Source organism: Nevskia sp., from assembly GCF_051860985.1.
In the GTDB taxonomy this organism is placed as follows: domain Bacteria; phylum Pseudomonadota; class Gammaproteobacteria; order Nevskiales; family Nevskiaceae; genus Nevskia.
In genome coordinates this window covers 24468-38125 of the sequence record NZ_JBIMKV010000017.1, presented here as the reverse complement: position 1 = coordinate 38125, position 13658 = coordinate 24468, and the positions used below count along the sequence as shown (strand labels likewise).

At 66.8% G+C, this 13658-nt stretch carries 11 protein-coding genes and 1 tRNA gene; 2 read left to right on the top strand and 10 right to left on the bottom strand.

The genetic code is table 11. The features are described from left to right. Positions 1-94 precede the first annotated feature (94 nt). The 5 genes from ACTIGJ_RS15800 to ACTIGJ_RS15780 form a co-directional block, all read right to left on the bottom strand. Positions 95-814, bottom strand: coding sequence for a hypothetical protein (locus ACTIGJ_RS15800; RefSeq protein WP_439641293.1), 720 nt, complete (start codon positions 812-814; stop codon positions 95-97). 28 nt (positions 815-842) lie between these two features. Further along, positions 843-1301, bottom strand: coding sequence for a hypothetical protein (locus tag ACTIGJ_RS15795; protein WP_439641292.1), 459 nt, complete (start codon positions 1299-1301; stop codon positions 843-845). Continuing rightward, entirely contained in the window at positions 1298-1573 is a 276-nt protein-coding gene (locus tag ACTIGJ_RS15790; RefSeq protein WP_439641291.1) for a hypothetical protein, read from the bottom strand. The genes ACTIGJ_RS15795 and ACTIGJ_RS15790 overlap by 4 nt, the downstream gene beginning before the upstream one ends. A gap of 105 nt (positions 1574-1678) precedes the next feature. Continuing rightward, the gene (locus ACTIGJ_RS15785) at positions 1679-2965 is read right to left on the bottom strand and encodes a tyrosine-type recombinase/integrase (RefSeq protein ID WP_439641290.1); all 1287 of its coding nucleotides are present in this window, start codon (positions 2963-2965) and stop codon (positions 1679-1681) included. A gap of 156 nt (positions 2966-3121) precedes the next feature. Next, positions 3122-3197: transfer RNA gene (locus tag ACTIGJ_RS15780), tRNA-Ala, on the bottom strand. A gap of 228 nt (positions 3198-3425) precedes the next feature. Here ACTIGJ_RS15780 and ACTIGJ_RS15775 point away from each other — a divergent pair. Together ACTIGJ_RS15775 and ACTIGJ_RS15770 are read left to right on the top strand one after the other, a co-directional pair. After that, the gene (locus ACTIGJ_RS15775; protein ID WP_439641289.1) at positions 3426-5675 is read left to right on the top strand and encodes a S8 family serine peptidase; all 2250 of its coding nucleotides are present in this window, start codon (positions 3426-3428) and stop codon (positions 5673-5675) included. Between the two features lie 60 nt (positions 5676-5735). Next, positions 5736-5981, top strand: coding sequence for a hypothetical protein (locus ACTIGJ_RS15770; protein ID WP_439641288.1), 246 nt, complete (start codon positions 5736-5738; stop codon positions 5979-5981). A 69-nt stretch (positions 5982-6050) separates the two neighbouring features. Here ACTIGJ_RS15770 and orn read toward each other — a convergent pair whose 3' ends face one another. From orn to ACTIGJ_RS15745, 5 genes are all read right to left on the bottom strand, one after another. After that, positions 6051-6596, bottom strand: a complete 546-nt coding sequence (gene orn / locus ACTIGJ_RS15765; protein ID WP_439641287.1) for an oligoribonuclease — start codon at positions 6594-6596, stop codon at positions 6051-6053. A gap of 170 nt (positions 6597-6766) precedes the next feature. Next, positions 6767-7762: a zinc-dependent alcohol dehydrogenase family protein gene (locus tag ACTIGJ_RS15760; RefSeq protein ID WP_439641286.1), complete on the bottom strand. Its 996-nt coding sequence runs from the start codon at positions 7760-7762 to the stop codon at positions 6767-6769. 60 nt (positions 7763-7822) lie between these two features. Then, positions 7823-9265, bottom strand: coding sequence for an efflux transporter outer membrane subunit (locus ACTIGJ_RS15755; RefSeq protein WP_439641285.1), 1443 nt, complete (start codon positions 9263-9265; stop codon positions 7823-7825). Continuing rightward, complete coding sequence (locus ACTIGJ_RS15750) at positions 9262-12411, bottom strand: efflux RND transporter permease subunit (RefSeq protein WP_439641284.1); 3150 nt, start codon at positions 12409-12411, stop codon at positions 9262-9264. Before ACTIGJ_RS15750 ends, ACTIGJ_RS15755 begins: the two co-directional genes overlap by 4 nt. Beyond that, positions 12408-13565, bottom strand: coding sequence for an efflux RND transporter periplasmic adaptor subunit (locus ACTIGJ_RS15745; RefSeq protein ID WP_439641283.1), 1158 nt, complete (start codon positions 13563-13565; stop codon positions 12408-12410). Before ACTIGJ_RS15745 ends, ACTIGJ_RS15750 begins: the two co-directional genes overlap by 4 nt. Positions 13566-13658 lie beyond the last annotated feature (93 nt).

The window sequence follows — 13658 nt, the reverse complement described above, 5'->3', positions numbered from 1 at the left end:
TTTTCCGCAGTCGCCCGATGCGCTGCGCTCGGAACCCATTGGGCGCTTATCGAGCCGGCAGAAAAATATCCCTATCTCAAGCGTTCTTTGCCATTTACTGTGCGGAAAGCGCTTTTCGAACTATCTGCTCCGACACCGGACGATCATCGAACACCGTGTTTGTAAAGGTGACAAGCACCGAAATCGGCACCTTGCCGAGATGCCTCTTCATCGTCGCGCCTACCACCCGAATGAACATCATACGTTCGTTGGTATCGCGATTGGGCCGCCGCGCGGCCGCTACTTTCAACGGCGATTCAATAGTGGCGACTTTCTCGAGATGGTTCGCGACGCGAAGGGCAGCCTTGACGAAATCAGGGAACAGAATTTCCCGCTCCAAGTCCGTGAATCCCGCGTCGCCTATTTCGCGATCGCCATCGCCTTCGACGATTCGACGAAGTTGCGCAGCGATATCGCGTTCTCGGCGCGCAGGGTCAGGCGGATTGGCTAGGTCGACGTCTCCAAGTAAAACGGCTGCTGCTGCGACGCAGACCTTGTGCGCGAGCGCTGCACTAGGGCTTCCAATCTTCCGCGCTATAGCGTCGATCTTTGACCAAGCGTCAACGGCCAGGGGGGCCGTCAACAGCCGCTTGAGCTTTTCGAGAGCGTGCGCGGCGGCAGGATCGGCGGAGTAACGTTCTTCAATGACCCGCAAAACATTGTGAAGCCTGCCAGGCTGCTTCGCTGTCCCGATCCAAGGCGGGGCCTCCGATGTCTTCGGCAATGGCTCACCAGCAGCTTTCGCCGATCGATTCTGCTTCGACGGGGCCTTCATCACGATGCGCCCGCTCGCCAATCAGTTATCAATTCCGCCGGTTGCTGCCCGACGGACCGAACATCTGCTCGAGTTCATCGAACGGCGGAATGCGGATATGCCAGGCCGTCGGATACCAGCCTTTGTGGCTGTCATTCGGGCGAATTCTTCCGTTACAGTTCTCGCTCATCAGCCGGTGCGATAGGACACGATTCCCGTTCTGATCCACGAATCTGACGTAGCCCATGCGCGGATCGTCAGTGATAAGCACCATTTCGCCAGACGTGCTTCCGATGAAGCCGCCGATCTTCAGCGCGATATCGCCCTTTCGTACTTGATCTGCGCGCGTGAAATTGCGGGACTTAGCCGCGCGCTTTCCCGTCTTGCTGCCCGCTGAGCGCAGCTCAAACCAATCGAGTGCTGCCTTCATCTGGGCTGGATTGACATTAGATTCGCCGCCGAAGGCAGCGACATAGCCTTGCTTGAAGGCTTCACGGCGCGTGCTCATGCGGCACCCGCCACGGCTTGAGCGGCGCGCAGCTCGACCAGCTTCTGCAGGGGGTAGGCGAAGCGCTCTGCCATGCGCTGGAGCTTGTCGTCGGATGCGCCAGGCCCGACGACGATCATGGTCGGCTCATCGTCCGACTGCATGCACCAGCACTGCGAGCCGACGACGACAGCATAGACGCTCGGATCATCGATCCGCGCCGCAGTGACCTTTAGGCTCGTGAATCCGAAGGCGGGCCCGGGGCTTGATACGCTTGGGTCAGCTTGCTTCATGGTCCTACTCCATGTTTCGAGTCAAGGCCGGCGGCGTGTGTCAGCACGCTATCGGCCCGCCTCATTGCTCCGCGTGATCCGGCGCGGGGCGTGCCGGTCACACAATCAGGCGGCGCGGCCGAAATTGCCGGTGATCACCTTGCGGTCCTCGCGCAGCACGTCGAGATAGTCGGCCCATGCCTGCATCATCTTGCGCCGCTCGGGCAGGAACTCAGCGTAGTTGTAGGCAGCGCGTACCTTGTCCTTCTCACTGTGGGCTAGCTGCCGCTCGATCGCATCGCGGTTCCACCCCTGCTCGTTCAGTAGCGTCGACGCCATGCTCCGGAAGCCGTGCCCCGTCATCTGTTCCTTCGCGTATCCCATACGGCGCAGCGCGGCGTTGACCGTGTTTTCGCTCATGGGCTCACGTTTGGTGCGAACGCCCGGGAAGACGTAGCGACCTGTTCCCGTCAGCGGGTGCAACTCGCGCAGGATCGCGATCGCTTGCTCGGCCAGCGGCACGATGTGCAGCGCGCGCGCCTTCATCTTTTCGGCGGGGATGCGCCATTCGCCCTTTTCGAGGTCGATTTCCGCCCACTCCGCGCGGCGCAGTTCGCCAGGACGCACGAACAGCAGCGGCGCCAGTTTCAGCGCGCTGGCAGTGACGAGGCTTCCCTTGTAATCGTGCATCGCGCGAAGCAACTCCCCGATGGCCTTCGGATCGGTGATCGACGGGTAGTGCTGCGGTTCCCAAGGCGCCAGCGCGCCGCGCAAGTCCCCGCTGGGATCGCGCTGGGCCCGGCCGGTGGCGACGGCATAGCGGAACACCTGCCCGCAGTTCTGATGAACCCGATGTGCCGTTTCCAATTTGCCGCGTGCCTCGACGCGGCGCAGTACCGCCAACAGCTCTTTCGGCTCAATCTCGCCAATTGGTCGCCTGCCGAGCCAGGGGAAGACATCGCGTTCGAGTCGACGGATGATCTTGTCGGCATGGCTTACCGCCCAGCCCGGCGAGAACTTCGCAAACCATTCTCGTGCAACGGCCTCGAAGCTGGACACCGCGGTCGCGGCCATCGCATCGCGGACGAGCTGCTTTTGTTCGGCCGGATTGACGCCGGCGGCAAGCAACTCGCGGGCTTCGTCGCGTAGCTCGCGCGCGCCCTTGATTCGGTCTGGCTTGCCTGCTTGCCGCTCGGGATCTGTGAGTTTCCGCCCGGCGAGGGGCACAGCGGGATAGACGCCCAGCGACAGCAGCTGATCCTTGCCCTGCCACGTGTAGCGGAACCGCCACCATTTCGAGCCGTTCGGGTTCACCAGGAGGAATAGGCCGCGTTCGTCGCTCAGCTTGTACGGCTTGTCCTTCGGCTTGGCGTTACGGCATTCCCGGTCGGTCAATCCTGCGCGCTTGGTCACGAGTTACCCATCCGGCTTCCGAGTTACCCGGAAACCTACCCGGATTGTTCCCGGATGCAAACGGAAACCGGTGGAATTCTTCGGATGACGAAAACGAAAAAAGCCCTGTTTTCTCAGGGCTTTTCGGGCGTCTACGGGTGACTTCGGATGTCGGATTGGTGGAGCGGAGGAGGATCGAACTCCCGACCTCTGCATTGCGAACGCAGCGCTCTCCCAGCTGAGCTACCGCCCCACACGACGGCGCGCAGTCTAACAACATTGCATCGCTGGTGGGGAAGAATTTTCTGCGCAGCCGCCTCGTCGGGATAATCGCTTCCAGCGATCGTCCGGCCATCCTCCGGCGCGACCACTCGATGCAGCCGACGGAGGGCAGCCAGCAGCCGCTGCCGTGGCTGGCACCGGCTGCGCGGTCTCGACCATCATCGCGTCCATCGCCCTCTTGCTCGCGGAGTCGCCGTCCATGCCATCCCCTTCCCTGCGTCGGCTGCGCCGGCTGACCTGGCTTGCCGCGCTGAGCCTGCCGCCGGTCTTTGCAATCGGTCCATCCCATGTCGTGCCGAATGCCGATCAGGACAGCGGCACGCAGCACCTGCCGTACCGGCCGGGCGAGCTGATTGTGAAGTACCGGACGTCGGGCAAGCCGGGCGCCGCTGCTGCTGCCGCGTCGACGCTGAAAGCCACACACGGGCTCAGCAGCAAGGAGGCCTGGTTCGATGGCCGCTACGAGCGCCTGGCGCTGCCGGCGGCGGTCGACGTGCCTGGCGCCATCGCGATGCTGTCGAGCGACGCCCGCGTGGAGTTCGCCGAGCCGAACTTCCTGCGCCGCCGCCATGCGGCCTTCCCGAACGATCCGCTGTTCCCGACGCAGTGGGGCTTGCGCAACACCGGCCAGGCCAACTTCGCAGCCGGCGGCCCGGCCGGCACGCCCGGCGCCGATCTCAACGTCGGCAACGCCTGGGATGCCACTGGCAGCGGCGCTGCCGACCGCGCCGGCCGGGGCCGGGTCACGATCGCGATCATCGACGACGCTTTCCAGACCGATCACCCCGATCTGGCCGCCAACATGGTGCCCGGTTACGACTTCGTCGACGACGATGCCGATCCTCGCCCGACCTCGACCAGCGAGGGGCACGGCACCGCCGTGGCCGGCGCCGCAGCAGCGGTCGGCAACAACGGCCGGGGTGTCGCGGGTGCCGCGTGGAACGAACGGATCATGCCGCTGCGCTTCGGCTTCGATGTCGCCAGCCAGCTGCGTGCCTTCGACTACGCGCGGCGCAACGGCGCGCAGGTGATCAACGCCAGCTACGGCGGCCCGGGCTATTCGCGCAGCGAGGTCGATGCGATCGCCGAACTCGACGCTGCCGGCATCCTGTTCGTCACCTCCGCCGGCAACCAGGATTCCAACCTCGATTTCTCCGGCGCCACCTATCCGGCGAACTACCGGGTGCCCAATGTCGTCGCCGTCGCGGCCACCAACCGGCAGGACGGCATCGCCAGCTTTTCGACCTACGGTCCGGTGACCGTGCCGCTGGCCGCGCCCGGCCTGCAGATCGTCACCACCGCGCTTGATGGCGGTTACACGACCGACGGCATCAACGGCACTTCGTTCTCCGCGCCCTACGTGTCCGGCATCGCCGCGCTGATTCGCGACTACTTTCCGGCTGCGTCGGTCCGCGACGTCAAGGCGCGCCTGATCAACGCCGGCCAGGCCGGGCTCGACCCCGCCAAGCCGGCTGCCGCCCGTACCGCCAGCGGCCGCCTCGATGCCGCGCGGGCGCTGAACCTCGCCAGTGGTCCGGCATTGGTGATCAAGCCGGTGCAGACCGGCAGCTACGACCTGCGTTACGACAGCGGCACGCAGACGGTGCCGGTCTACGAACCGGTCGTGGTCGAAGACGGCGGCAACGGCCGTCTTGATCCGGGCGAAAGCGCGACCTTGCGGATCAGCCTGGAAAACCTGTGGCAGGCGGCGACCGGCGTTCGGGCCACGCTGAGTGCCGACGTCGAGGGCCTGGTCACCGCCGGCAGCGTCGATTTCGGAACGCTGGCCAGCGGCGGCAGCCAGACCGGCCGCTTCGCCGTGCAGGTGCCGGCGACATTGAGCGGCTACCGGCAGATCGCCTTCACCCTGGCGATCAGTGCCGACGGCGGCTACCGCGCGACGCGCCAGTTCCGTCTCGAATTCGGCCGGCTGCTGGCCGGCCAGACCGTCAGCCAGACGATCGGCAACGGTCTGTACGACGAGTTCCACACCTGGGTTTTCGAGGCCGCCAGCCTGCCGGCGGGACGCAATCGTCTGCGCATCCAGTCGAGCGGCAGCAACGACATCGACATCTTCGTCCGCTACGCACAGCCGGCCCAGTACAGCGTCGACCTCGATGCCGATGTCGATCTGTCCGAAGGCGATCCGGAGCCGTTCTACTTCGTCAACGTGCCGGATGCCCAGCGCGGCGACCGATCGCGCGACGGCAATGAAACCGTGCAGATCGACAATCCGCAGGTTGGCAGCTACTACGTCACCGTGGTCAATTACGACCGCACGCCAGGCGCCACCTACACGCTGCGTGCCGACCTCGAGAACACCTTGCTGGGTCCGGATGATGGCGGCGGTGCCGTCGGCCCTGCGCTGCTGGCGCTGCTGCTGGGTGTCGGGCTGGGACGCCGCCTGCTGGCCCGCCGGCGGGGACTTCCCGGCTCCGCGAAAGCCTGATAAAACGCGCGCCATCAGGGGGCGACGACCCTTCAACCATCGAGTGGAGCACGCGCAGGCATGGCAGGAAGACCGGGCAAGAAGGCACAGCCGCCCCCCAAGCCGTTCGACGAATTTGCCGATGAAACCGACAGCTTCGACGACGACGCGCCGGCCGTCGATCCGAAGGCCGCCGCTGCGCCTGGCGCCCGCCGCGACTGGCGCGACGTCGAGAAATTCCGCGAGGACCGGGAGCTGCGCAAGCTGATCGGCGAGGACTTCGACGATCCGTTCGCCGAGCGCCCGACCCGCCGCCCCGGCAACTGAGCCGGGGCCCGAATCAGGCTCATCCGCCGCCGCGTCAGGCACCGGCGGCCGACACCGGCCGGCGCGGCCTCAGGCCCGGATGAAGTGCTGGCGGTAGTACTGCAGTTCCGCGATCGAATCGCGGATGTCGTCCAGCGCCAGATGGCTGGATTCCTTGCGAAAACCACCTGCGACGTCCGGCGCCCAGCGCCGGGCCAGTTCCTTGACCGTGCTGACGTCGAGGTTGCGGTAATGGAAATAGCGTTCCAGCGCCGGCATCCAGCGCGCCAGGAAGCGCCGGTCCTGGCAAATCGAGTTGCCGCAGATCGGTGACTTGCCGGGCGGCACCCAGTCGCGCAGGAAGGCGATGGTCTGCGCCTCGGCCTCGGCCTCGCCGATGGCGCTGGCGCGCACCCGGGCGGTCAGACCCGACTGGCCATGCTGGCGGACATTCCAGTCGTCCATCTTGGCCAGCTCATGCTCCGGCTGGTGGATGGCGATTACCGGACCGGTCGCCAGCCAGTTCAGCTGGCTGTCGGTGACGATCGTGGCGATCTCGATCAGGCGATGTTCTTCGGGGATCAGACCGGTCATCTCGCAGTCGATCCAGATCAGGTTGTCGGGGTTGGCGTTCATCGTGAAAGCCTAGCAGCCAGCCCGACACGCCGCGCTGGATGTTCCGGCCGCGTCCGCTGCACACCGCACGCGCCCGCGCGGCGGTGGAAACGAACAAGGCCCGCCACGCAGCGAAGTGCGTGGCGGGCCTGTTCGTGCAGTGCCGGACGTGCCGGCGCTGGCCGACCCAATCAGCCTTCGGTGGTCACCACGATCTTGCCGAACTGCTGGTTCGATTCCATGTAGCGCTGCGCTTCGGCGATCTGCGACAGCGGGAAGGTCTTGGCGATCACCGGCTTCAGCTTGCCGGCGGCGATGCCGTCGAGGATGAACTTCTCGGCCAGCGCCAGGCGGTCGGCATTGCCGTTGAACTCGAACAGCGTGTAACCGCGCACGCTGAGCGCCTTCAGCAGCGCCAGGAACAGCGGATACGGCGTCGGCTCGGTCGACAGCGCGCCGTACTCCAGGATGATGCCGTTCTGGCTGGCCGCCTCGGCCAGCTTCATCAGGCCGGGGCCGCCGACCGGATCGAAGGCGACACGGGCGCCGACGCCGTTGGTGATCCGCATGACTTCGGCCGACAGGTCCTGCTCGTCGGTGACGATCACGTGGGCGGCACCGGCCGCCGTCAGCTGCGCTGCCTTGGCGCGCGTGCGGGTCACGGCGATCGAGGTGGCGCCGACCGCATTGGCGGTCTGGATCGAGGCGATGCCGACGCTCGACGAGGCGGCCGTGATCACCGCCGCTTCGCCGGCCTTCAGCTGGCCGATCTCGATGAGCGCGCCCCAGGCGGTCAGGTAGGCCATCCAGACCGCGGCCGATTCCACCGCGTTCAGGCCCTTCGGCCGCTTCAGCACGCCGTAGGCCGGCACGATGGCTTCATCGGCGTAGACGCCGTACTTGTTCATCGAGAACGCCGGGATGACGCTGATCGGCTCGCCGACCGCATAGCCGGTGACGCCGGCACCCAGCGCCAGCACCACGGCGGACGCTTCGTAGCCGATCCGGGCCGGCAGCTGCGGCGGCTCCAGATAGGCGCCGGCGCGGAACATCGCTTCGGCGCGGTTGAGGCCAATCGCCTCGATCCGGACCTTCAGTTCGCCGGGACCGGGCGCGCCGACGTCGAGCTGCTCGATCTGCAGGACGTCCGGGGCACCAGTGCTGTGAAAGCGGACCACTCGACTCATCGTGTCTCTCCTCAGGGGTTTGAATGCCGCCCGTCGTGCGGGCAGCGTGGCCGCATTGTTTCATCCGCCGCCGGCGCTGCCATCGCGGGCAAGCGCTGCATCGGCCGCGTTCCAGCCGCCGCCCAGCGCCCGGTACAGGCGCACGGCCGCCAGCCGCGTGTTGCGCCGCGCCGCCGACAGCGCCAGCTCGGAATCGAACAGGTCGCGCTCGGCATTGATGACGTCGAAATACGATGAGAAGCCGATCCGATAGCGGGCCAGCGCGATCTCGTCCGCCCGGCGCAGCGCGGCGACGCGGGCGCCCTGTTCCAGCTCGAACTCGTCGTACTTGCGGCGCTCGACCAGCGCATCGGCGACATCGCGGAATGCGCCCTTGACGGTCTGCTCGTAGGCCAGCAGCGCTTCGCGTTTGCGGGCATCGGCGAGATCGACCTGATACAGGTTGCGCTCGGCATCGAGCAGCGGCTGCAGCAGGCTGCCGCCGAAGCTGAAGGCATTCGAGCCTTCGCTGAACAGGCCGTCGAGCTGCTGGCTGGCGGTGCCGAAGCTGCCGGTCAGCGCCAGCCTCGGAAACAGCGCTGCCTTCGCTGCCCCGATGCGGGCATTGGCTGCCTTGAGCGCGCTTTCCGCCTGCAGGATGTCCGGCCGCCGGCCCAGCAGGTCCGACGACAGGCCGGCCGGCGGCTCGGGTGCCACGTCGTGCATGTCGGCGGCACGCGCCACCTGCCCCGGCCAGCCGCCGATCAGCACGCCGATCAGGTCTTCGACCAGGCCGATCTGCCGTTCCAGCTCTGGCACGTTGGCGCGCGCCGCCGCCGCCTGCGCTTCGGCGGTGGCGACATCGAGGCCGCTGATCACGCCGCGGTCATGGCGGGCGCGGGTCAGTTCGACGAACTTCTCGCGGGTGCCGACGGTGCGCCGGGTGATCGCCAGCTGTTCGTCGAGCGTCTGCAGGTTGTAGTAGGCCGTGGCCAGGTCGCCGATCAACGCGACGGCGACGCCGCGCCGCGCCTGCTCGGAGGCCAGCAGCTCGGCCTGCGCGGCCTCGGTGCTGCGCCGCAGCCGACCCCAGAGGTCCAGCTCCCAGGTAGCGGTCAGGCTGACTCGATTGACGGTCAGATCGCGATTGATGCCGGCGAAAGCCACCGCCTGCGCCGACTGCTTGTTGCGCGTCCGATCGGCTTCCAGGCCGATCTGCGGCAGCAGCACCAAGCCGGTGGCGCCGGCCGTGGCGCGCGCCTGCTCGATGCGCGCATAGGCGCGCTTGAGATCGAGATTGCCGGCGAGTGCGGCCTCGATCAGCTGCTGCAGGGTCGGATCGGTATAGACCTGCCGCCAGTCCTGGTCGCCGAGCGCCGGCGGCGCGGCCGCCTCGAGCGCGGCCGGGGCATCGCCGCGAAAGCCGGCCGGGGCCTGCAGGTCCGGGCGCTGGTAATCCGGTCCCAGCGCGCAGCCGGCCAGCAGCGTGGTGGCGGCGGCTGTCGCCATCAGACGTAGCTTCATGACCGCACCTCCGTGGCCGCAGCCTTGCGGCCGCCCAGCCGCTCGGCCAGCCCCTGCACCAGTACGTAGAGCAAGGGGATCAGCACGATGCCGATCACCGTGGCAGCCGTCATGCCGAACACCACGGCGGTGCCGAGCACCGAACGCGCCGCCGCGCCGGCGCCGGTGGCGATCGCCAGCGGCACCGCGCCAAGGATGAACGCGAACGAGGTCATCAGGATCGGCCGCAGGCGCAGCCGGGCGCCTTCCAGCGCCGCCTCGACCAGGCTCGCGCCGCGTTCGCGCGCCAGCTTGGCGAACTCGACGATCAGGATCGCGTTCTTCGCGGCCAGGCCGATCAGCATGATCAGCCCGACCTGGGCGTAGATGTCGTTGGCCATGCCGCGCAAGGTCAGGCCGCCGAAGGCACCAAACACCGCGAACGGGATCGAGGCCAGCACCGCGAACGGCACCGCCCAGCTTTCATAGAGCGCCGCCAGCACCAAGAACACGAACAGCATCGCCATCGCGAAGATCAGCGGCGCCTGGCCACCGGTCTTCTTCTCCTGGTAGGTCTGACCGGTCCATTCGAAGCTGTAGCCATCGGGCAGGATCTCCGCCGCCAGCTGCTCCATCGCCGCCACCGCTTCGCTCGACGAATGGCCGGCCGATGGATTGCCGGTGATGCTGATCGCCCGGTAGACGTTGTAGCGGTCGATCGATTCGGTGGCGTCGCGCATCTCGGTGCTGACCACGGTGGACAGAGGCACCATCTCGCCGGTATCGGAGCGCACGTACAGGTTGTTGACCGCGTCCGGCGAGCTGCGCGCGGCGGCTTCGGCCTGCGTGGTGACCCTGAAAGTGCGGCCGTAGAGGTTGAAGTCGTTGATGTAGGCGCCGCCGAGGAAGGCCTGCAACGAGCCGAAGACGTCGGAGATCGGCACGCCGAGCGTCTTCACCCGTTCGCGATCGATGTGGTACTCGATCTGCGGCACCTTGGCCGAGAACAGGGTGAACACGCGGCTCAGCTCCGGCCGCTTGTTGGCTTCGGCAATGATGTTCTGCGCCACCCGCGCGAGATCGGCGACATCGCCGCCGCGCCGGTCTTCGAGGATGAATTCGAAGCCGCCGGTGGCGCTGATGCCGGGGATCGACGGCGGATTGAGCACCAGGAAGTTGGCTTCCGAAATCGCCGCCAGTTCGCGGTTGAAGCGCTGCACCAAATCGAACGCGCTGTGGCCCGGCCCGCTGCGCTCGGCCCAGGGCTTCAGCACGATGAAGCCGGTCGCTGTGTACGGCGTGTTGATGCGGGTGATCAGGCTGAAGCCGTTGATGGCGAGGAAGGCTTCGACCTCCGGAAACTTCTCGTCGACCAGCTTGCGGAACTTGTCCATCACCACTTCGGTGCGCTGCAGCGACGCGCCCAGCGGCAAGGTGGCATTGACCAGCAGATAGCCCTGATCTTCGTCCGGCAGGAAGCCGCCGGGCCGCGATTCCACCAGGTAGACGGTGCTGCCGATCAGCGCCACGAACACCGCCATCGGCAGCACCCGGTGGGTCAGCGAGCGCTGCACCAGGCGGCCGTAGCCGGCGGCGAAGCGATCGAAGCCGCGGTTGAACAGGCCGAAGAAGCCGCCGATCGGACCTTTCCAGCGCGATTCCGCCGTCGGCTTCAGCAGCAGCGCGCACAGCGCCGGAATGAAGGTCAGCGCCACCAGCGCTGAGATCAGCACCGACACCGACAGGGTCAGCGCGAACTGCCGGTAGAACAGACCGGTGAGCCCACCGAGGAAGGCCACCGGCACGAACACTGCCGTCAGAACCAGCGCGATGGCGATCACCGGGCCGGCCACGTCATGCAGCGCCGCGCGGGTTGCGTCGCGGGCGCTCATGCCGTGGCGATCCATCTTTTCGGTCACCGCTTCGACGACCACGATGGCGTCGTCGACGACCAGGCCGATGGCCAGCACCATCGCGAACAGGGTCAGCGTGTTGATCGAGAAATCGAGCGCCAGGAACACCGTGAAGGTGCCGATCAGCGACACCGGCACGGCCAGCATCGGAATCAGCGTGGCGCGCCAGCTTTCGAGGAAGATGAACACCACCAGCAGCACCAGCGCGGCGGCGATGGCGAGCGTCAGGTAGACCTCGTGCAGCGATTCGGACACGAACAGCGTGGTGTCGAACGGCACCGTGTAGCTGATGCCGGGCGGGAAATTGCGCGCCAGCTCGGCCATCGTCTGGTTGACCTGCCGCGCCACGTCGAGCGCATTGGCATTGGGCAGCTGGAAGATGCCGATATTGGCGACCGGGTTGCCGTTGAGCCGCGTCGAGCGGCCGTAGTCGGCTGCCGCCAGCTCGATGCGCGCGACATCGCGCAGCTTGACGATGGTGCCGTCCTTGCGCGCGCGCAGCACGATGTTCTCGTACTCGCCGATGCCGACCAGCCGGCCCTTGACCGTCACCGGGTACTGCACTTCCTGCCCCGGCGGCGCCGGTTCCGCGCCGATGGTGCCGGCCGGCGCGACGACGTTCTGCTCGTTCAGCACCCGGGCGATGTCCTGCGTGGTGACACCGAAGCGCGCCATCTTCTGCGGGTCCATCCAGATGCGCATGCCGTAGTCGCGGGCGCCGAACACGGTCACCGTGCCGACGCCGGGAATGCGCGCCAGCGCGTCGTAGATCTGCAGGGTCGCGTAGTTCGACAGCCACAGGTAGTCATAACGCGGGTCATCCGCGCGCAAGGAAATGAACAGCAGCGGCTGCGGCTGGCGCTTCTGCACGGTGACGCCCTGGCGGATCACTTCCTGCGGCAGCGAGCGCTGCGCGATCGCCACCTGGTTCTGCACGTTGACGGCGGCGATGTCCTGGTCGGTGCCGATCTCGAAGCTGACGGTCAGCGTGTAGACGCCGTCGTTGGACGCCTTCGACGACATGTAGATCATGTTCGGCACGCCGTTGACCTGCGCCTCGATCGGCGCGGCGACGGACTGCTCGACGGTGGCGGCATCGGCACCGGGGAAAGTGGCGGTCACGACGATGGTCGGCGGCGTGATCTGCGGATAACGGGCCACGGCCAGCCCGGTCAGCGCCACGCCGCCGGCCAGCGTGATCAGGATGGCGATGACCGTCGCGAAGATCGGTCGGTCGATGAAGTAATTGATCACGACTTCGCTGCCGGCGTCGGTGCCTGAGCCGGGGCTGGGGCCGCATCGGCATCGCGGGTGCTGACGGCAGCACCGGGCTTGAGTTTCTGCATGCCTTCCACCACCAGCACCTCACCGGCGCTCAGCCCTTTGGTGACGATCCAGTTGGCATCGACGCGCGCGCCCATCGTCACGTCACGCTGCTGGGCCTTCGATTCGGCATCGATGACCCAGACGTAGTTCTTGCCCTGGAATTCCTGCACGGCGCGCTGCGGCACCAGCAGTGCGTCTTTGAGGTTCTGCGTGGTGACGCGCACGCGGGCGAACTGGTTGGCGCGCAGCAGCTGATCGGGATTCGGCACTTCCAGCCGCAGCTTCAGCGTGCCGGTGGCGTTGTCGACCGCCGCATCGATGAAGTTCAGCCGGCCGGGATGCGGGTACTCCGAGCCATCGCCGAGCAGCACCTTGAAGGTGCGGTTGCTCTTGGCAGCCTGGTCCAGCGCCACGCCCATCTCGCGCTGGATTTCCAGCACCCGCGATTCGCTGATCGCGAAGTTCACGTACATCGGATCGGTCGAATAGACCGTCGTCAGCAAGGTCGTGTAGGCGGTGACGAGGCCGCCGACCTTGAGCTGCGCACGGCCGATCACGCCGTCGATCGGCGAGGTGATCCGCGTATAGCCAAGGTTCAGCTGCGCGGTCTGCAGCGCTGCCCTCGCCGCTTCCACTTGCGCGTTGGAAGCATCGTGACGCGCGATCGCGGCATCGAGTTCCTGCTGGCTAACCGCATCGATCGTCGACAGCGGCTTGACGCGCGCAAGGTCACGATCGGCCTGATCGAAGGCCGACTGCGCCAACGCCAGCGAAGCCTTGGCCTGCGCCACCGCCGCCTCGTAGGGCTGGGCATCGATGACGAACAGCAGCTGCCCCTTCTTTACCCGCGTGCCTTCGACCGCAGCCTGGGTTTCGAGCAGCCCGCCGACCCGGGGCCGGATCTCGACCTCGTTCAGCGCCTCGGTCTGGGCCACGTAATCGATGGTGACGCGCGCCTCGGCCGGCGCGATCTTCTTGACCACCACCAGCGGCGGTGGCGGCGTCGCCGGTGGCGCCGACGATGAACAGGCGGCGAGCCATGCGCTCAGCACAGCGATACCGGCCACAGGCAACTTCTTCATGGCAACTCCGATCCGGGGGCGTGCGCGCGTTCGCCGGCACTGCCGGCGGCTGCCGCGTCGTGGCGCTGAGCATACTTGTTTAGTCGGCTAGAT